Source organism: Psychrobacter sp. H26 (assembly GCF_059073035.1).
In genome coordinates, this window is sequence record NZ_JCACRW010000001.1 from 2,228,800 (window position 1) to 2,250,329 (window position 21,530).

General features: G+C 42.2%; 16 protein-coding genes. 4 read left to right on the forward strand and 12 right to left on the reverse strand.

The window, feature by feature from the left end; translation table 11 throughout:
• Positions 1-21: 21 nt before the first annotated feature.
• The 4 genes from AC5JPT_RS09255 to fmt all read right to left on the reverse strand — a co-directional run bounded on the left by AC5JPT_RS09255 (position 22) and on the right by fmt (position 5,739).
• Positions 22-1,131, reverse strand: a complete 1,110-nt coding sequence (locus tag AC5JPT_RS09255; RefSeq protein WP_493844035.1) for a LysM peptidoglycan-binding domain-containing protein — start codon at positions 1,129-1,131, stop codon at positions 22-24.
• Between the two features lie 336 nt (positions 1,132-1,467).
• Positions 1,468-2,889, reverse strand: coding sequence for a threonine synthase (gene thrC / locus AC5JPT_RS09260; protein WP_493857872.1), 1,422 nt, complete (start codon positions 2,887-2,889; stop codon positions 1,468-1,470).
• Between the two features lie 46 nt (positions 2,890-2,935).
• On the reverse strand, positions 2,936-4,525 hold the full coding sequence (locus AC5JPT_RS09265; protein ID WP_493857873.1) for a transcription antitermination factor NusB: 1,590 nt from the start codon (positions 4,523-4,525) through the stop codon (positions 2,936-2,938).
• Between the two features lie 65 nt (positions 4,526-4,590).
• A complete protein-coding gene (gene fmt / locus AC5JPT_RS09270; protein ID WP_493857874.1) occupies positions 4,591-5,739 on the reverse strand; it encodes a methionyl-tRNA formyltransferase in 1,149 nt (382 codons plus the stop codon).
• Positions 5,740-6,082: 343 nt separating this feature from the next.
• Here fmt and AC5JPT_RS09275 point away from each other — a divergent pair, with 343 nt between their 5' ends.
• Positions 6,083-8,947, forward strand: coding sequence for a response regulator (locus AC5JPT_RS09275; RefSeq protein WP_493857875.1), 2,865 nt, complete (start codon positions 6,083-6,085; stop codon positions 8,945-8,947).
• Positions 8,948-9,054: 107 nt separating this feature from the next.
• Here the strand turns inward: AC5JPT_RS09275 and AC5JPT_RS09280 are convergent, their stop codons facing one another.
• The 8 genes from AC5JPT_RS09280 to rpmH form a co-directional block, all read right to left on the reverse strand.
• The gene (locus AC5JPT_RS09280; RefSeq protein ID WP_319050818.1) at positions 9,055-9,729 is read right to left on the reverse strand and encodes a riboflavin synthase; all 675 of its coding nucleotides are present in this window, start codon (positions 9,727-9,729) and stop codon (positions 9,055-9,057) included.
• A 423-nt stretch (positions 9,730-10,152) separates the two neighbouring features.
• Entirely contained in the window at positions 10,153-11,208 is a 1,056-nt protein-coding gene (ribD, locus tag AC5JPT_RS09285; RefSeq protein WP_493857876.1) for a bifunctional diaminohydroxyphosphoribosylaminopyrimidine deaminase/5-amino-6-(5-phosphoribosylamino)uracil reductase RibD, read from the reverse strand.
• Between the two features lie 80 nt (positions 11,209-11,288).
• Positions 11,289-11,747, reverse strand: a complete 459-nt coding sequence (gene nrdR, locus AC5JPT_RS09290; RefSeq protein WP_319050816.1) for a transcriptional regulator NrdR — start codon at positions 11,745-11,747, stop codon at positions 11,289-11,291.
• An 87-nt stretch (positions 11,748-11,834) separates the two neighbouring features.
• A complete protein-coding gene (mnmE, locus tag AC5JPT_RS09295) occupies positions 11,835-13,271 on the reverse strand; it encodes a tRNA uridine-5-carboxymethylaminomethyl(34) synthesis GTPase MnmE (protein ID WP_493858460.1) in 1,437 nt (478 codons plus the stop codon).
• A 196-nt stretch (positions 13,272-13,467) separates the two neighbouring features.
• Positions 13,468-15,150, reverse strand: coding sequence for a membrane protein insertase YidC (gene yidC / locus AC5JPT_RS09300; RefSeq protein WP_493857877.1), 1,683 nt, complete (start codon positions 15,148-15,150; stop codon positions 13,468-13,470).
• Between the two features lie 217 nt (positions 15,151-15,367).
• Positions 15,368-15,742: a membrane protein insertion efficiency factor YidD gene (gene yidD / locus AC5JPT_RS09305; RefSeq protein WP_493857878.1), complete on the reverse strand. Its 375-nt coding sequence runs from the start codon at positions 15,740-15,742 to the stop codon at positions 15,368-15,370.
• Position 15,743: 1 nt separating this feature from the next.
• Positions 15,744-16,115, reverse strand: coding sequence for a ribonuclease P protein component (gene rnpA / locus AC5JPT_RS09310; protein WP_493857879.1), 372 nt, complete (start codon positions 16,113-16,115; stop codon positions 15,744-15,746).
• Positions 16,116-16,300: 185 nt separating this feature from the next.
• Positions 16,301-16,435, reverse strand: coding sequence for a 50S ribosomal protein L34 (gene rpmH, locus AC5JPT_RS09315; protein ID WP_007394757.1), 135 nt, complete (start codon positions 16,433-16,435; stop codon positions 16,301-16,303).
• 589 nt (positions 16,436-17,024) lie between these two features.
• On the opposite strand from rpmH, the gene dnaA reads away from it, so the two are divergent.
• From dnaA to recF, 3 genes are all read left to right on the forward strand, one after another.
• Positions 17,025-18,470 (forward strand): chromosomal replication initiator protein DnaA, encoded by a 1,446-nt coding sequence (gene dnaA, locus AC5JPT_RS09320; protein ID WP_493857880.1) that lies wholly within the window; start codon positions 17,025-17,027, stop codon positions 18,468-18,470.
• A 160-nt stretch (positions 18,471-18,630) separates the two neighbouring features.
• Positions 18,631-19,806, forward strand: a complete 1,176-nt coding sequence (gene dnaN / locus AC5JPT_RS09325) for a DNA polymerase III subunit beta (protein ID WP_493857881.1) — start codon at positions 18,631-18,633, stop codon at positions 19,804-19,806.
• Positions 19,807-19,934: 128 nt separating this feature from the next.
• Positions 19,935-21,146, forward strand: coding sequence for a DNA replication/repair protein RecF (gene recF, locus AC5JPT_RS09330; RefSeq protein ID WP_493857882.1), 1,212 nt, complete (start codon positions 19,935-19,937; stop codon positions 21,144-21,146).
• Positions 21,147-21,530: the final 384 nt, after the last annotated feature.

Below are 21,530 nucleotides of genomic sequence, written 5' to 3' on the forward strand. Positions count from 1 at the left end.
TGGCTGTTTTATCACTCGTATTTATAGATAAGGTGGTGGTAATAACTGGTCACCAACGTTGAGTGGTAGCTCAGAATCAAGTACATAAGCATAGCTGATGTGGTCAAAGGTGTTAAACACCATTACCATCCCACTTGGCTCATTTGGCAAACGTACAGGCATATCGTTGTCTTTGGTGTCACGTACTAATGGACCTTTTTGATAGACAGTCAACACATCGCCTGGCTTGGCACCATGTAGGCTACCTAAGTTGATAGCGACCACACTACCTTTAGCAGCAGCACTAATGGAATCCATCACCCGTACAATCATACCGCCACGGCTAACACTGGCAGGTGTTGGGTAAAATACTGGTGGAATAGCATTATCAAGCTCAACAAACACGCGATCGCCTTCGCGCACTTCTTTATCATAACTTTCGGTCAGCTGTAAGCTGGTAATACCATTCGTTTCTGTCGATGTGACAAGACCAGTCGCTACCTGTGTAACCTCTAATCCGATAACCTCTTGAGTTTTAGGATCGACATACAGATCACCCTCGCGGTATACGCCATAACGCTGACCGACGATAAGCGGTACACCTTTGGCATAGACCTTGTCACCGCTTGCAGTAATGAGGTTGCGGTTTTTTGACGCCAAAATATAAGGAGTAGTATTGAAATCTTCTGGATTTACAATAAGGGTTTTATCCAACCAGTGTTGGATAGCAGACCATGGAATAGGCGGGACACTATTGGCGGTTGAAGTAACAGTGACTGTACTCGCAACCACGTTACCCATCATTTGTTTTTCGATACCTGCACAGCCTTCACCCGTATCGACTCCGATCAAGGTTTTGCCTTGAATAACACAAAGGATCAGAATGTCATTGGGATAAATAAGGTTTGGGTTTTTGATTTGTTTGTTGGTGGCCCAGATCTCTTTCCAGCGCCAGGGACTGTCGAGGTAGCGACCTGAGATATCCCACAACGTATCGCCTTTTTTGACAGTATAGCGGTTGGGAGCATCAGCTTTGATAGTAGGTGGTGGATTGTTTGCGTGTGCTGTAGTCATCAACATAGCACTGCTAAATGTCGTAACTAATAATCCTTTTGCCAGTGCTTTTGCTGTCTTTTTTAAGCTCATCTTCATGGTTATATCCACAATATGTACCACTGTTTTGATCATGACAAACTGCACTAGCACCATTGATCTAAAGATATTTTACTTTATTAAAAAAATAGCAAAAATCATTTAATATCAGCAATCTACAAGCAGTTCAGTCATGACAACTATAGGGCGGCTGTTCAGTATAATTGGCTGGAACGATTCCTAAAAAAGCATCTAGCATAATGATGACTTGCCGACGCTGTTTCTAATACTACAATTATCTATACCATAACACAATCATAAACACTTTATTACAATAGTGTAACCTTTGGACCGCCCTATTGATTCCTTGAAGATAGGCTTAAACTATCTTGTTGTTTAAGCTGGGTTTGGGGCCACATGCTGACGAATTTGTTCAGCGACCAGATCAGCACTATTTTCTAGAACCACAACATGCTGCGGTAGGCTCTCTAAACCTTCCGTGTGAGCTGGGCGCTCGATGCCGATTTGACCCACTGCTTCGATGATAGTGTCAGCAAACTTGACAGGCAATGCGGTCTCTGCACAGATAATGATTTCACCCGCACGTTGTAGCTCTTTAGCGACCTTGATGCCGTCAGCCGTATGTGGATCGACAAGCTCACCATGCTGCTCATATAGTGCTTTGATTGTGTTTAAGCGATCGCTGTGGGTTGATTTGCCAGCAGCAAAACCATAACGCGTATTGACCGCTTCCATCAAATCAGACAAGTCAAAGCCTTGTCCTGATTTTACGCCGTCAAATAACTCGTGGACGCGCGCGCTGTCTTTATCCAGCAACAAATAAACAAAGCGCTCGAAATTCGAAGCTTTTGAGATATCCATTGATGGACTCGAGGTAACATAAGTTTTGTCAGTGGGACGCGGCTGATAAGCGCCTTGATTAAAGAAGTCATTGAGCACATCGTTTTCATTGGTGGCTACTATCAAACGCTCCACAGGCAGACCCATTTCACGTGCGATGTGACCGGCGCAGATGTTGCCAAAGTTGCCTGATGGCACGCTAAAACTGACTTTTTCGTCGTTACTCGTCGTCACCGCAAAATACGCTTTAAAGTAATAAACGATCTGCGCGAGGATGCGTCCCCAGTTGATAGAGTTGACCGTGCCCAAGTCATACTGAGCTTTGAAGTCAGCATCTTGCTGTAGCGCTTTCACGATATCCTGACAGTCATCAAACATACCATCGATCGCGATATTATGAATATTATCGTCGGTCAAGCTATACATTTGCGCCCGCTGAAACTCACTCATTTTGCCATGCGGTGATAGCATAAAGACTTCGACGTTTTCTTTACCACGCAGAGCGTATTCTGCCGCACTGCCCGTATCGCCGCTGGTTGCCCCAATGATAGTGATACGTGCCTCTTTTCTTTTGAGGACATACTCGAAGGCATTGCCCAAGAACTGCATAGCAACGTCTTTAAATGCCAGCGTTGGGCCGTTTGATAATCCTAAAATGTATAAGTTGTCTTCGAGCTTGCGGACAGGGACAATATCATCGGAGCCAAACACATCGGCCTTATAAGTACGCTCGATAATGTCCTGCAAATCAACCGCGGGAATATCAGTGGCAAAGCGCTGCATAATCGCCATCGCAAGCTGTGGATAGCTGAGCGTGCGCCATTCATCAAGTACAGCGCTATCAATCGTTGGGTAATGCTCAGGCAGCATCAAACCACCGTCTGGCGCAAGACCCATTAATAGCACATCACTAAAATCCATCGGTGCTGTCTGACCACGAGTACTGATATATTTCATTAGATCGTCCTGTCTACAATAATGTTATTCAATAGTTAAAAACGGTTTATTCAGCAGTCTTTTGCAATAACGCATAATAAAAACCATCGCCACTCTCGCTATCAATTGGCAAGCACTGGCGACCAATCTCTTGGGCAATACCCCAATTACAATCCTCAGTAAACTCAATCACTGATACATCGTTGTGATAGCTGATGAAGTCTTGCATTTGCAGCACGTTTTCTTGCTTTAAGATAGAGCACGTAACGTACAACAGATAACCGCCCGCTTTGAGCTGTGGCCATAGGTTATGCAATATATCAGCTTGCAGCAGGACCGTTTGTTCGATGTCTTCTTCAGTACGCAAAATACTGATATCAGGATGGCGGCGAATCACGCCCGTCGCGGTACAAGGAGAGTCCAATAATATCGCATCAAATACCGGCTCATTGGTCGCGGCTTTTTTATTTTTGCCGTGCTGCCATCTGGTGGCATCAGCACAGACAACGTTAAGGGCGATATTTCTCTCAGCTTGTTCTAAATCCTGCTGCTTCAAATTAAGACGCTGTAAATTGTCATAAATACGTTCGATGCGCGGTGCTTCATTATCGATAGCCGTTAGCTTGATTTTGGACACGGGCGAAATTGCTTCTGCATCGTCTTGTTTCACGTGAAACAACGATGGAGAGTCGTTTGAGCTGAGTAGCTCTAACCAATGTGCAAGCTTGCCACCGGGCGCAGCGCAGGCATCTAGAATATGTATCTCGTTATTGGTATTTTCCGTATCAGACTTTTCAGCGCTGAGCTTCGCCATTAACGCTTTGTTGACAATAGGTGCCGCAAGCTGAGCATGCATGTCTTGCACGCTAGCAATGCCTTCAGCAAAATGAGGCAAAGCATTGACAGCGGTAGTCTGATGCAGTCTTAAGCCTTTGGTCGACAACGTCGTCGTTGTCGCTGCCTCTGATGAACCAGTTAATTGTAAACCACTGGTAAGCTCAACGATATCGGCATCAATTTCTGCACCACACAGCGACTGTTGATAATCCTCTACTGAAGTAACTGCCGAGTTGACTCGCAAAAACATTGGCGCCGCTTGGCGTAAGCCTTGGGTCAGCTCATCGTACTGCTCACTCCAATCTTGCTTAAGCTGATAGGCAAGCCAGTTGGGCAAGCTGTGTTTTTTATCGCACTTCTTACGGAATTTACTCGGATTCTTAGCAACTTTACGCAAGATAGCATTGATCAAACCTGTCGCATGCGCAAATTCAATCTCCTTTGCCGACTCTACTGTCTCGTGGATCGCAGCATGATCTGCCACTTCTAAATACAACAATTGTGCTAAACCCACCTGAATTGTGGTACGAACTTCGACCTCATCTATAGGGTTGTCAGCTAGCGTATCAAGCAATCGTGCCAGAGCATGCCATTGACGTAGTGTTGTCAGCAATAACGCATGCGCAAAACCTTTATCACCATCGTGCAAGCTGTTTAATAACGGATCAAGCACGCTTGAGAGCGACTGACCATTTTGGATAGCCAATAAGGTACGAATCACACGTACGCGTACGCTACCGTTCATAATCAGATTGCTTGACGGTTTTAGCTTGTTGTTTCTAGATGCATTGTTTCTAGAGCCAGTGCTGGTTTGTCTCATTGAGTTGTATTTCCTTGACGTCGTATCGATCGCGTCTTGTGCAAGTAAAAGGGAGTGTAGTGAAACTATTTTGATTCTACTGTGAATTTATCACCATCGTTTAACTGGTTGCCATGACAAAGTTGCTCCGCCGTCATCGGCTTACCACCAGCGAACTGCAACTTAGTTATGGCCAGTGTATTACTCAGCTGTATGTCATGAGCGGTATTGTTGTTTGACGTCTCTACCTCTTTGCCGCAAGCGACCAAAATTGCTTTGCGCCCGACACTTACAACCGTACCTGCAGACTTATCTGATGTTTGTGTGGTGTTAATGGGTAGTGCCGTCAGTATTTTGACGCGTTGGCCTTCTAAGAAAGTGTATGCACCTGGCCACGGGGTCAATCCACGAATTTGACGCTCAATGGTAGCAGCTGGTTGTGTCCAGTCAATTTCACCTTCGGCTTTGATCAGCTTTTCCGCATAGTTTGCTTGACTATCATCTTGGGGAACGGCGTTCGCTTGATACTGTGACAAATCACCAAGCACCGTAGTGATCGCGGTCGCACCAAGAGTGGCCATCTTATCATGTAGGCTGGCAGCAGTATCATCCGGCGCGATACTGGCGCTAATCTTGTAAATCATATCACCCGTATCTAGCCCTTTGTCCATCTGCATAATGGTGATACCTGTCTCATCATCGCCTGCCAAAAGCGCACGATGGATAGGAGCAGCACCGCGCCAGCGTGGTAATAACGAGGCATGAATGTTCAAGCAGCCATGAGTAGGCGTGTTTAAGACGCCAATAGGTAAAATCAAACCATAAGCAGCAACAATCATAAGATCTGGCTGATACGTACGCAGTATTTGACGAGCATCCACTCCTTCTGTGCTCGATTTCTTAAAAGTAACTGGCTGCTCTACCGTGATATTATTGGCTAATGCCACTTCTTTCACAGCAGATGCTGATAGTTTCTGACCACGTCCCGCTTTGCGATCAGGCTGAGTGTATACCGCGACAATATCTATATTGAGTGCTTCTTGCTGACGTATCAACGCCTCTAGACTCACCGCAGCAAACTCAGGCGTCCCTGCAAATACCACCCTTAATCGCTGGACAGATGAGTTATCATGGTTAAAAGACGAATCAGATGGAGCAGAAGTGGCAGCAGTGGCAGCAGTGGCAGCAGTGGCAGCAGTGGCAGCAGTGGCAGCAGTGGCAGCAGTGTTAGTCATAATCATGCATTATATAAAGTTAATTCGCTCATTATAGGTGAGTTTGCGACGTAGTGCCATGACCGTGCTAGTGACAAAACCTGTAGAACCCTTGATACTGTTTACCTTTATAATATAAAAACGATAAGTATTTTATTGATAAACATTCTATTTATCGTCTTTATGCGTAACATAAAAACGTACCAATCGTGACGTGCTACAAACAGTGACCCATTATTCTGTTATAAATAATAGCTACAGGGATTCAGTATCAAGTCAGTACCAAGTTTTTGAGAAGATTAATTATTAAAAAATTACTATGATTTCACTATATTTCTTTGTGTCGATATAGGGCCATGCTCTTATGCAACAGTTTCAGTCCTTACAGCGCTTATTGATTTTTTATGCATTGACTCTGTTAGTAATGCTACTGCTGTATTACGTCACAATGTTCGATGGGATAAGACAACATAGCGAACAACATAGCATAGATACTTTTTACTCATTACAGCACAGTATCATTGAGCATGCTGACCCTATTGATGAAGATATAGAAACTATTTTAGATCAACCTACCCTTCACCATGTCAGTTATCAGCTTATTTTAATGATGCCATCTGGGCAAACCTATATCTATCGTAGGACTCGTCCTAACGAATCAGCGTTTGCTAACGTAACATTCCCTGCTATCAGTGCAACTGCCTCTGATAATAGTCAGCAGAGTGCGTATAGGGTTGGCAGTAGCGAGCTCACAGGAACTATAAACCTCAAAAGTGGCCATCAGGTCTATGTTATTTTGCGGCATGAGCCTTTTACGATTGACTGGACGTCTTATCGTTATTGGTTGCCTTTGATGGTCGCAATCATACTATTTTTTATGGCTATGCTTTACATGCTCAATCGTCGAACCAACTGGGAACAACTACTGGTTTATACCGACAACTTGAGCAGCCGGGCAAAAGAAGCCTACACACCGCCGCCCTTCTCACAAAAAAAATCTACCACTGAATTTTTGCTTTTAGGTAATGCGCTGAGCCGTGTCAGCTATCAGCTTCATAATGACTATCGACGCGTCAAAACACTAAAACATCGTTTGGAGCGCTTGGTTGATCAAGCACCGCTGCCCATGCTGATGAGTGTACGTCATGGTCAGATTAGCTTTTACAATCAACGCTTTGAGCAAATATTTTCGCCATCTTCCCAAAATAGTGGCAGGCATGAGCTTACTGATTTTTTTGTAGGTAAGGATGAATCGACCCAGCAACTATTACAGACTTTAGCCAACTTACGAGTTACACGCATTCTGACAGCTTACAGTATAGAAAATAAGCAAACCTACCAATTACATATTACACCGTGGTTTGGTGAACATGGACAGGTTCATGGTTTTACTGTCATTATAAATAATATCCATGAACTCATTAGCCAAAACGAACAATTGCAGCAGCAAAACACACAACTACAGCGTAAGCTTGATGAGTTTAATACGCTTAAATTTGCCATCGGTCACAAGCTACGCATACCGCTAGAGGCTATGATCGATACCCTTGAGCCAATCGACCCCAACACGTTAGATGCTAGGCAAAATAAAACGTTAGATATTTTGATTACCACCAGCCAAGATATGCTAACAGCGCTGAATGATACTCTACATATAGGAAATATCGAGGCAAGGAAGACTCGTCTCAGTGTTGAGCCTGTCGATGTATATAAACTGGGTCAAGAAGTTAACGACCTAATCTTAAATGATGCGCGGTACAAAGGGATTGAGTTAATATACTTCTTTTCGCCAGATGCTCCACGCTCTATCGCTACTGACGATATTCGTCTCCGGCAGATCTTGCTTAACTTATTGCACAATGCTGTGAAATTTACCCCTTCTGGTCACGTCGCGCTGACTATCAACCCGATAACTCAGGAGCAAATGTCAGAGGCCAGTAGAGAGACATTACGTCTTATTAGTAAAAACATAGTCACAAATGAAGTTGATTGCTGGATACAGTTTAGCGTGCAAGATACTGGTATCGGTATCTCCTCTGCAAAACAGCAACAGCTATTGGCATACTTCAATAAACCCCGCGGTCAGGATAATAACGAGATAGAGAAAAATGTAATCGACACAGGGCTTGGTCTAAAAAACGTCAATAGTTTTGCACGGTTATTAGGCGGATTTATTGAACTGACAAGTACGGTCAACGAAGGCAGCATATTTAACCTTTATCTACCTTGTAGACGCCCAAGTTATCAGCCGGTATATCATCATAGTCAGCATTTGAGTCAGATTTATCTTATTGCAGTTGTCCATCAACCACTTGTTGCAGCACACTTACAGCAACTGTGTGACCACTTGTCTATATCGACAACGATTTATACCTCTGTGGACCTAGCGACTATAGAGCAGCTGACAGACCGACTCAAACAGGATAAGCAAACCCTAGCACCTTTGCTGTTACTGGACTACGAGTACTATGATACCAGTACCATAGTAGTGGGCAGTAACTCTAATTCTGATAGTCTGGACACCTATCCGCAGCAGTTGAAACAGGCACAAACTGAATCGGCAACAGCCATACTAAGCAATAGCCCTAAGATAGCCCCTAGCATCGATAGACGACAAGCGCTAGACAGCCTACTTGCTAATACCATACTCCCTAAGATATTGTTCAGCATGAAGCCTGAGCGCCGTATACCGTCTGTGCTGCTCGATCAATGTGATGGTTTCTTAGCAAAACCTCTAGACAGTGCGCTGTTACTATCTGAGCTGATGCGTCTGACGTTACCAGTCAGGCAAACATTGACGCAGGTAAAAAACGTCAAAAACAATGTCAGTCAGATAAATACCTCAGATAGCGCTGAACAAGAAATACAGCCGCTTGTTTTAGTGGTAGAAGACAGCCCAACCAATCAAAAGATAGCTTGCAAGATGCTGAGTAAGATTGGCTATCGCAGTATCGTGGCAGAGGATGGACAGCAAGCGCTGGATGTACTGCAAACCCAACGCAAAGAGATTTCGCTGATCTTAATGGACTGCCGCATGCCTGTCATGGATGGACTAGAAGCCACCCAAGCAATCCGCGCACAAGGGGATAATATACCTATCGTGGCATTAACTGCAAACAACACAGAAGAGGATCGCGAGGCCTGTATGCAAGTCGGTATGGATGAGTTTTTAGCTAAGCCAATCAGTAAGAAAGAGCTAGAGACTGTTTTGCAGAGCTTTATACCCTAAGGAATAAATAAAAAACACTCTTTCAATATCACTAAATTAAAGCAATATTGGAAGAGTGAGTTATTTGATAAAGAGACTGAGATGGTGGCAGATTAAGGACCTAAACGTTATTTCATAAAACCATTATCTGCCAAAAAACCTTCCGTAATTTGGCTTTGAGGGTTTGACGTATTCATGCCACTAGGTTGCGACTTATTTAATAAACGCTCTAAATAACGTGCAACGATATCCACTTCAATATTAACCTTATTACCAACCAACCAATGCTTAGCGATATTGGTCACTTGAGCCGTATGCGGAATAATGTTTAAACAAACGATGTTGTCACGTACAAGATTGGTAGTCAGGCTAATACCATCTACTGTAATAGACCCTTTAGTCGCTGTATAGTGCGCCAGCTCTTGTGGTATTTCAATTTCAATATAGATAGAACGCGCATCTTGTTGCAGCTTACTAACAACACCCACCCCATCTACGTGACCAGCAACGATATGACCACCAAAACGAGTCGTTGGCAGCATTGCTTTCTCTAGGTTAACTATATGGCCTGCTTTCAACTCTTCTAGCGCTGTACGAGCAATAGTTTCACGTGAGACATCGACAGCATAGTAGTTGCTACCGAACTCTACCACAGTCAAGCAAATACCATTTGACGCAATAGAATCGCCTAACTTCACATCACCAAAATCCAAATCATCAGACTCTACGGTCAAGCGTATATCGCCACCTGTGGGCTGCATGGATTTAACTTTACCAACGCTTTCTATAATTCCAGTAAACATATTACCCTCATCTCATTATTGTATTGTCTTTAGCAGCGATATTTTGTGGTATACCAAAACATCAGTATTGTTCGATCAGATCTATGTGTATGGTGAGTTATATACTCAATGTAGACGTTCATAAGATAGATTGTGGATAAGTAATAGTAAATCAACGGTCATTCACCAAAAAAACTTGAGAATTATAGAGTTATCCACAACTTTTCTAAATTCATTTTTTAGCATAAACAGTAATAGCGTTTATGCCAAGTTATTGTTTTATAAAGTATTAATTTTTTTTAATATAAAAATTCGTATTTTACGTTTCATGTGAAACAGAGTTATACACAGTTTCATGTGAAACCCAACATATTCTAGCTTACTTATCCACATATAATGCACACAATAAGAAACTTATAAAGCGCAAGACGGAAAATAGGCAGTTTACAAAGGTAACAAGGTTAACTTGAGGTCAGAACCGAGCTGCTCGTGGCTCTGAATATCAAAGCGTAACTGCTGTGCCAGTGAAATAGGGTTAAAGTTAACCATCGGCCTTGCTTGATCACCGAGTAGACAAGGGGCTTGATAAACAATTAATTCGTCTACAAGCTGTTGACTCAAAAAACTACCGGCAACGCTAGCACCCGCCTCCACTAAGATGTCATAACATTGATACTTACTTACTAGCTCCGCGAGTAACCCTGTAAGATTATCTGTATGCCAATAAATTGTGTCTGTATGGCGACACAATTGATAATCAGACTGCAGGCTGTGTGCTAAACGCTGACGCCTATCAAGTACAATTACTTTAGGTCTTGGTATCTCATCAGCTGATACGCCTAACTGTGTTGAGCGTACATTGAGTTTTGGATCGTCCATTATTACTGTTTCACTACCTGTGATAATCGCGCCACTTATTGCTCTTAGTTTTTGCACATCTTCGCGAGCAGCAGCTGAGGTAATCCATTTAGATTCACCAGAAGCCATAGCTGTACGACCATCTAAACTGGTTGCTATCTTTAGTCTGACGTAAGGCATCTGTGTACGCATGGCTTTCAAAAACCCACGATTCAACGTCTCTGCCTGCTCTGTTAGCACACCAATTTTCACGTCAATACCTGCTTGCTCCAGCAGCTTTACACCGCGGCCTGCGACCTGCGGGTTCGGATCTAGACCTGCGATTACAACGCGCTGCACACTGGCTGCAACCAGTGCAAGCGCACATGGTGGCGTACGACCTGTATGACTACATGGTTCTAATGTCACATAAGCAGTTGCACCTACTGCGCGCGCGCCTGCTTCTTTGAGCGCAAATACCTCAGCGTGTGGCTCACCAGCTTTGGGATGAAATCCTTGACCGACTATTTCTTCTTTTTGGACAATCACACAGCCGACCGCTGGGTTGGGTCTGGTGGTATATAAACCGCGTTTGGCTTGTTCGATAGCAAGCATCATGAAGTAACGATCTTGCATATCTTGAGCGTGGTTTTCGGTTGGCATAGCAGTAGACTTAATGAATGATTAATAGTAATTAAGAAACAATGAGTGATTAGGAAACTATGTGCCGATAAGCTGCGAGCTTATTTATCGTTTGGACGGATATTGGCAATTTCTTGATGGAACGCATCAATATCTTGGAAGTCGCGGTAAACACTAGCAAAGCGTACATAAGCAACATCGTCCAATGATTTTAGCTCACTCATGATAATTTCGCCCAATACTTTACTGCTGATTTCACGCTCACCCATCTGTCTGACACGTTTTTCGATGCGACTGATCATCGCCTCTTGCTCGTCGATAGTGATCGGGCGCTTTTGCAACGGCAGTAAAATAGAACGGCGCAGCTTTTCGTTGTCATAAGGCTCAATTTTATTGCTTGATTTGATAATTCTAGGCATAACGACTTCTACCATCTCAAAAGTCGTAAAACGCTCTTGGCAGCTATTACATGAACGGCGGCGACGTACTTGTGCACCTTCTGCAGCGAGACGTGAGTCAATAACCTTTGTCTCTGATGCATTACAATACGGGCAGTGCATAGCATTTCCTTGTTTTACGATTGAGAATAAGATCGATGTTCCATAAGTAGCTAATACAAGTGATTCATAGAAGCTATTGCTGGGTCATTACTTGCCGATACAAAAGCTACCAAATATCTTACCTAATAAGTCATCAGCGCTAAACTCACCTGTAATCTCACCCAAGCTCTGCTGGGCTTGACGCAAGCTTTCAGCAACCAACTCACCTGCTTGAAATACGGTTAGTTGCTCATGTGCCTCTGCTAAAAAGTTAGCAGTTCGTCTAAGCGCATCTATATGTCTTGTACGAGCGATTAGACTATTTTCTGGTGGGTGAAAACCTACCTTTGCGCATAGTGCTTCGACCAGCATATCGATACCAACGCCTGTTTCACATGAAACATTAACTTGTTCATAGCCTCTACTTTTGATTTCGGCTTGCGTAATAGACGCAGATATCTCACTACTATGATCGCTCAATAAGTCGCTTTTATTGGCAATGATTAGTAAGCGTTTGGCTTCTGGTAGCTCACCAAACAACTGCTCGGCGAGTTGCAATGGTGTGCTCGCCTCTTCGACATCGCGAGTCACATCGTAGACCATTAACAGCATATCAGCTTGAGTGATCGCTGTACGGGCACGTTCAATACCGATACGCTCTACGGTGTCCTCTGTGTCACGTAGACCTGCCGTATCGGTAAGATGTAGGGTCAAGCCATTGAGTACCACTGTCTCTTGTAGCGTATCACGTGTGGTACCCGCGACATCTGTAACGATAGCACGTTCCTGTCCCGCTAAACGATTGAGCAAGCTTGATTTACCCGCATTTGGTCTACCTGCTAAAACAACGTGAATGCCATCACGCAAGAGCTGCCCTTGTTTTGCAGTCGATAAGACTTGCTGTATTTTATCTTGCGTTTGCTCAAGCTTGCTTTGTATCACACCATCAGATAAAAAATCGACATCCTCTTCATCAGGGAAGTCAATCGCCGCTTCAACATGCAAGCGCAAATGGATCAACTGTTCTAATAACTGATTGATTTTTTGTGAAAATTCACCGCTCAAAGAACGAATCGCACTACTGGCTGCAGCAGCACTGGTCGCATCAATCGCATCGGCAATCGCTTCTGCCTGTACCAAATCCAACTTATCATTATCAAAAGCGCGATAAGAAAACTCTCCAGCACTTGCTTGCTTGGCACCTAATTCGAACACGCGCGCGAGCAATTGGTTTTGCAAAATAACGCCACCATGCCCTTGCAGCTCAATCACGTCCTCACCCGTGAACGAATGCGGACCTTTAAAATACAGTACTAATCCTTCATCGATCACCGTACCATCCGCCTGATAAAAACGGCAAAAACTGGCCATACGCGGTGTAAATGCAGATTTGCCAGTGAGGGCGCAGGCCATGGCATAGGCACGGCTACCTGATAAACGTATAACGCCCACACCCCCACGTCCAAGCGGCGTTGCAATAGCGGCAATCGTGGCGAGTCCTGCTGTATTAGATTTTTCAGAAGAATTAGGTGTGGCTAGGGCCATCTCTAAGGAATCCACAATTACTCTCAATAGCTTAAAACCATATTATAGACGCCTGAACTCATACTGACAAAACAAACTTTGAAAGGTAGTCCTTTCTTTACTGTGTTGATAAGCTGTGGATAACTAACCTATCACCTATAAAAAAACCACCGCTTACGCGATGGTCTTTATTATTGAGTATTAAATAGTGTATCGGTTAATCAACTACTTTTACCGTACGGCGCTTTTGCTCTTCTTCAACCTTTCTGTTAACAATATATTGCTGAGTCATACTAAACAAGTTATTCACTGTCCAATATAGAACCAGACCTGCTGGGAAGAACAACATGAACGCTGTAAAGATAATCGGTAAGAACTTCATAACTTTTGCTTGCATTGGATCAGCTGGCTGAGGGTTCAGCTGTTGCTGTACAAACATTGAAGCGCCCATTAGCAATGGTAAGATAAACCATGGATCCATCGCGGAGAGATCTTGAATCCACAAAATCCAAGGGGCATGACGCAATTCGACACTCTCTACCAACACCCAATATAGCGCTAAGAAAATTGGCATCTGCATCAAAATAGGCAAACAACCCGCCATTGGATTAACTTTTTCCTCTTTGTATATCGCCATCATTTCTTGCGACATTTTCATGCGATCATCGCCGTGCTCTTCTTTAAGCACCTTGAGTCGTGGGGCGATAGCGCGCATTTTTGCCATAGAGTAGTAGCTCTTATTAGAGAACCACATTAGAGCAATTTTGACCAAGATAGTCAGTATAATAATCGACCAACCCCAGTTTCCTACTACTTTATGCACACCATCCAAGATAGCGAATAGGACCTTAGATATCGGCCATAATAAACCGTAATCAACTGTCTGGTTAAGACCTTCAGCCACATCTTTAAGCTCAGACTGTACTTTTGGACCTGAGTATAGCGTCGCATTCAAAGTCACTTGTTTGTTCGGTGCTACGTTTACTGGCTGACTATTAAAGCCAATAAAGTAATCATCGCCAGTTTCACGACTAAAGAACTTACCCGTAAAGTTTTGAGGCGTCCATGCAGAGACGAAATAATGCTGGACAATGCCGACCCAACCTTTATCACTGGTCGTAGTCAACTCACCATCACTAAAGTCACCAAATTTCAGCTTGTTATAAGGATCGTCTGGTGTACCCCAAGCACCGCCTAAATAGGTCGCCATGCTCAGCGCGCCTTTATCAGACATGCCAGGATCTTTACTATCGTCACGCTTTAGCTGCGCAAACATTTGGCCTTGCCAAGCGTTGGTAGAAGCGTTTTGAATTTTGTAACTGATATCGATTGGATATTTATTTTCGGTAAAGGTAAAGGTCTTAGTAACTGTTACACCATCTTTTTTGTACGTAAGCGGTACTGAGAGTGTTTGTTGACCATTTTCCATGACATAGTTGTTAGCAGTGTGCGTATATATCGCTCGACCTTCTGCTGTATCAATACCACTTTGACCAATCAGACCAGACTGAGCGACATATACACGGTTGCTATTATTTTCTAGCAATACGAAAGGCTTATCGCTATCGAGCGTTGCGTCATACTGCTTGAGTGCAGCATAGACAATATCACCACCTTCTGGGTTGATTTTAATATCATAGCGATCGGTCGTTACTGTGATTAAGCCTGTATCTTTCGCAGGCGCAGCTGTCACAGCTCCGTTATCGACAGGTATTGTCTGTACCGGAATATCACCTGCTGCACCAGTAGTAGAGGGAATGTCAGCACCTACTGAACTTGTAGTTTCTGGCACCGCATCGACAGCTGGCGCATCGGCATAATCATCTCGCCATGCCAAAATCAGCAGATAAGCGGTAATTAACATCGCAATGATGATCATCACCCGAAATATCTTTTGCATAAACCTTTCCTAGATTAAAAAATTAGGGAATGAAAAATTAGGGCATGTGTCATGACTGTACATCACAGTTGCTGGCTAACATGACAACTGCATTGATAGTCATTTACATAAAATGTGCATCATTTTACTAAAAATCTACTATAAATGATACCAAGAGTGTGGATAACTTGTGGGTAACTCATTAGTTATCCACATTCAAGTTTTGACGCCTTATTTTCTACATTGATTTCATCAAATAGTTGAGACGTGAAACGTAGCTCTGACTGTCTCGGTAAACGCTCCATCCTTGAACGCTACTAACTGATATGATAGTAGAGGATAAGTAATGATAGTGATAAGAGGATAGAGGAAGGGGTACAAAATCAATGCCATGTCCACCAAGGGGATGGCACTTACTAAGGCGTTTTAAAAGCAACCAACTACCTGCACGTGTTCCATGCCAAGCTAAAGCTTGTTTGCCATAGCTTGAGCAAGTTGGGTAATAACGACAGCGAGCAGGTAGTATCGGGCTAATTATTTTTTGATAAATAACAATTAAATTAAATAAGATTTTATAAATTATTTTATTTAATATATTTAATGAAAAATTCATTTTATTTTTTTTCTATTTTTTTAAAAATATTATTTATTTGATTTTTTATTTCTTCAGAATTTATATCTTTCAAAGGTTTTTTGATAATAAAAACAATATCCTTATTTTCTATTTTAAAAGCCTTTGTCCGAAACTGTTCACGTATATGTCGTTTGATCAAATTTCGAGCCACCGCAGTAGGGACTTTACGCTTAGTGATCGCCATGCCAATACGTGGTTTTCCGTACGCGCTGGGCTTCACAAAAGCCATAAGGTGGCTCTGATGTAGTTTACGCTCAGGTGCGTCAAACACTTCACGGAAAGCTGCAGGCGTAAGCAGACGCTGCTCTTTAGTGAAACTGGCTGCAGGTATAGCTGAAACGGATTTTGGCATGATATAACCTAGTATAAGAGCGAATGACGTGTGACAGATAATAGCAAACTATAGAAACAAAAAAAGCGCCGATGCGGGCGCTTTTAATATGTGGCTAAGTGTTAGTTGTGATGACTGCCTATAGCAATCCATAAACAATAAGAACACAACAAGCACTATTAGCCATGCTTATCGCAATCTAATGATTACACAGTAAGACGATGACGTCCTTTAGCACGGCGACGGGCTAAGACTTGACGGCCTTTTTTAGTTGCCATACGAGCACGGAAACCGTGAGTACGTTTACGCTTGATCACGCTTGGTTGGAATGTACGTTTCATAACTCACCTATCAAAATAATGGACTAAATTCGTAATAACGGAGGATTATACCATTCAGCATAGTATTGGTCAATAAACTAATTTTGCTAACTGTTAACTAGTCGATCTCTACTATCAAGTTAATAGTAATTCTCCAATGAATTCGTCATCTAATATCAGCTAATTTGGATCTTTATTCACTTGTACATTTTGAAGTTATCCACAGTTATTCTTCAACTCTATAATAATAATTAATTAATATATATGAGTATTGTTGTTATTGGGATCTTATTTTTCTGTGGTTAACTTGTATTTCTTCTTTACTATCAAAATACTAGACTATGGGTAAACCTGTGGATAACCTGTGGGCTAAATATGGATAACTCTCTGTCTGAACTTATCCACAAAACTGTCCACAGCCTTATCCCCAAAAAACAAGGTTTTATCCACAGGGTATCTGTGTTAGATTAGCGCCTACCTCAAAATCGCTTTCACATACTGTGCTAGTCTGGTTTTTGAGGTAAATAAACACTAGTGATATTGATAACTAAGCAACAAGCTAAACGGCTAAAAGTAGCTATCATTTCAAATTATAGGGTCAGTACTTTTCATGATAGACACAGCAAATATTTGGGATAGATGTCTGAACGATTTGCGTTATAACGTCAAAGATAACGTATTCACTATGTGGCTGAGGCCTTTGTCAGCTCATCAAGAAGCACAAACGCTTATCATTCTTGCTCCTAATGACTACTTTGTAACGTATATCAAAAAAAATCACTTGCAGGATATTCAGCAATTGGTAGCTAAGCACAGTCAAGGAGGTATTGAAGAAGTTGTCGTACGTGTTGATAATGCTGGTCGTGACGTAGAAAGTAGTAACCAAGATCAATCAGGCTCGTTGTTTGTAGAAGATAACCCCTCCCCTACCCCATCTGAGCACAAATTTGAATCTATTCATCATAATAATTCAAAAGCAGATATAGACGCTAATATGCGTCATGCAGAATTGATAGATTCCGTTGACGCCAAGTCACTAAGTTATCTTAATCCTGATTTTACTTTTGAGACGTTTGTCACTGGTAAGTCTAATAACCTAGCTTACAAGGCCTGCTATGAGCTTGGTAAGAAACAATCAAAAAATCGACACAATCCTTTATTTATATATGGTCCTTCTGGATTAGGAAAAACACATTTAATGCATTCTGTAGCGCATCGCTATTTAAAAAACAATCAAACTTTTTATTATTTCACTTCTGAAAAATTTATAAATCAATTGGTTTATTCATTGAGAAACAATAAAATAGAAGATTTTAAAAAGAAAATAAAAAAAGTAGATTTATTGATTGTAGATGATATTCATGTATTGGCTGGAAAGACAAAAAGTAGTAATGAATTTTTGACATTATTTGCTGATTTCACCAGTGGTGATAAGCAGCTGATCTTGGCCTCTGATCGTCATCCCTCACAAATGACAGAGTTCGATGAACGTTTTAGATCACGTTTTTCTTGGGGACTAACAGTTGCTGTTGACCCTCCCGAGATTGATACTCGTGTGCAAATTCTGCAGAAAAAAGCAGCCTCCTATGGCATGGCACTACCTAAAGAATGTGCTCTGTTTATTGCTCAGAATGTCGTATCCAATGTCAGGCGTTTGGAAGGCGCCTTAAATCAGGTATTTGCAAATGCTAACTTAACAGGCGCACAAATTACGCTTGAAATGGTGCAATACGCACTAAAAGATATCGTTGCAATGCGTGTGCAAGCCGTCAACATGGATAATATCCGTAAAATAGTCGCCGAATACTACGATGTAACTGTCAAAGATATTATGGGACGTAAACGTACACGTAGTATTGCAAGACCTCGCCAAATAGCGATGGCCCTATCACGTGAACTAACAGGTGATAGCTTCCCTGAAATCGGTCAGTCATTTGGTGGACGTGACCACACTACAGTGATGCACGCTTGCGATAAGGTAAATGAGTTAAGAGCAGCAGATCCTTCATTTGACAAAGACTACAAGACATTGGCTTTAATGCTACAGGCAGGTTAGACGCTGCAAATATCATTGTGTTTTAGCAGATGGAGATGGTCTATAATAGTGAAGATATAAGCGTACAGATGCTTTGTGGATTATCGTTAGTAGACAAGGTATTATTAGACCATTACGTTAGGTCATCACAAAAGAATCATTCAAATAAGAGTAACTAAGCATGCAATTATCGATCAATCGAGAATCGTTACTAAAAGCTATCAACTTGATCGCCAAAGCCGCTGATAAACGACACAATATGGTGATATTGGGTAATATTAAGCTTCAGTTATCAGAGTCTGAACTTGTCTTGATAGCCTCAGATTTAGAGGTGGAGCTGACATCGACATTGAAATTGCCTGCTGGCGCTTGTATTGAAGCGGGTAACACCACTTTGCCTGCGACAAAGTTAAAAGATATTTGCAAGTCGTTACCTGCACAGGCACAAATCAATCTAGCCACGCAAGCAAATGAGCGTTGCTTGCTCACTAGTGGTAAGAGTCGTTTTACACTAGGCACATTACCAAGTGAAGACTACCCAAGCTTGGGTAATCCTGAGAACATCACACCATTGAACATCAGTCGCAGCCGCCTAACAGACTTGATCCATAAGACTCAGTTTGCAATGGCGATCCAAGATGTACGCTACTATCTAACTGGTATGCTGTTTGATGTTTCACAGCAGCAACTGACGACAGTAGCAACTGATGGGCATAGATTGGCTCTAGCACGTAGCGTTATTGATGTGAATGCTGATCTAAATATGCAGGCTATCTTGCCACGTAAGGCAGTAATAGAGCTTGAACGTTTGGCGACTGAGCTGGGTAAGATGCTGGGTGATCAAGACAATGCGGTTACCTTGAGTTTTGGTCGTGAGTTTCTGCAAGTGAGCTTGCCATTTGGTGATGTAGATAGTGCAGGGCAAGTGAGCCAAAATCTAATGGTAACCTTTACTGCTCGTCTGATTGATGGAAAATTCCCTGATTATCGCCGTGTCATGCCAAGTAATACCGATAAACTTGCGTTATTTAGTCAAGAGAAGATGGCTGATGTATTACGCCGCGTTGCTATTTTGAGTAACGAAAAGTCTCGCGGTGTGGTCTTTAATTTTGCCAGTGATGGTATGGTGGAAGTACGTGCCAATAATGCTGAGCAAGACGAAGCCGTTGAAATGATACAAGCAAAATATCAAGGCGAGCCAATGGAGTTGTCATTTAATGCCGCTTATCTACAAGACGTGCTAGGAGTGATACAAGGTGATTTGCAGATGCATATGAGTCAGTCTAATGCATCTGTACTAGTAAATCAGCTCAATGATGAGTTCCATCAATACGTTATTATGCCGATGCGTATATAGTTTGATTTTTTACGATCTATACAGCATTTAACCACGTTAGTATTTTGAGAAATCTATGTGAACGAATGGAATTTAAATAAACTTTTGCCTAGTTTGATGTCTGGAAATAATAGGCGGCTATCGATAATATGATTGAACGTCTACAAATATCAAATCTGAGGAACCTCACACAAGTTAATTTACAGCCAGCTGTTTGCAACGTTATCATCGGTGCAAACGGTAGCGGTAAAACCTCCTTACTTGAAGCTATATTTTTGCTATCAAGAGGCAAAAGCTTTCGTCATCATCAGCCTAAACGCTATATTCAGCATCATCAAAATAACACCGTTGTATACGCTAAGCTTAATGATAGCCGTACATTAGCTATTCAAAAGCAAGCAGATGCCACAACTATTCTACGTCTTAATCAAGCCACTGTTTATAACCAAAGCATACTAACGGAGCAGCTACCTACGCTACTGATAGATCCTTCTACAATGGATATGTTAGAGCAGGGTAGTGCCAGTCGTAGGCAACTGTTAGATTGGTTAGTGTTTCACATGAAACATGGATTCCATGCACAGTGGGTAGCCTATCAACGTCTCCTGAAACAGCGCAATAGTTTGCTAAAAAGCACGCGCAACTTGACTAAATTTCAGTTGGCTGAACTCAAATCGTGGGATAAAGGGCTAAGCAATCATGCTGCATTGATCCATCATTATCGTGAGCGTGTCTTTACAGAATGGCAGCCTTATTTTGCTGAAAGTGTCCTCAAATTATTGCCAACCTACGCTGAACAATTGAGCCTAACGTATCAAGCTGGCTATGATACTAGTATTGCGCTGGATATACAGCTCAATGAGCGATTAGAGCAGGACTTACAATTAGGGTATACCCGTATAGGCAATCATCGCTCTGATGTTCATGTGCATTGGCGCTCTGATAGCGACACAGGCAAGCATGCTGAAAGTCTCAAAACGGCATCATCATCTCATGAGATGAGTGCTAAGCTGCCAGCTTTGAAAGAGCAAGCAGCAAACGTTTTATCTCGTGGTGAGAAAAAACTGCTTATTACCGCACTGCGCTTGTCTCAATTACCACTGCTACTCAACAGTACTGAAAACAACGCTTTAGTTGATACTGGTTCGACATTAGGATTTACTCCTGTTGTACTGTTAGATGACATCACCGCAGAGCTAGATGGCAGAGCGATAAAGATTCTTTTATCAGCCTTGGCTAAGCTGCCTTGTCAGGTTTTTATGACCAGTTTGACGGATGACATTGTTCCTTTAGTTAATGAGTTATGGGTAGAGCCTAAAATGTTTCACGTGAAACGTGGGCAGATATTCCCTGTTGATTAGTCTCTTATCTATCATTGCCTATGACTTTTCTTGGTCTATTCTCAACTCTTTTATGTGATATCTACTTACCGTCATAGGGCAGATATGGCGCAGATAATCTATCGGGTCAAAACACTGACTCTCTAGCAGTAAAACTCCCAGTAAACAGTGACTTAGAGACAAAAAAATGCTAAAATAGCACTTTATTTTTGTCCTGTTCTCAGCAAGTTATTTGATTGCATCATGCAGTTAGCTTTTATCGTTTCTTGATTTTTAACATATTGATATATATACGTTTTATTTTTGTATGGCTTTTATTGTGTTTAAAACAACAAAGGTCATCGTTAATAAATAGTTCGATAATTTCAATATTGTGCGCCCCTCCAAATGATCATGGTTGATAGT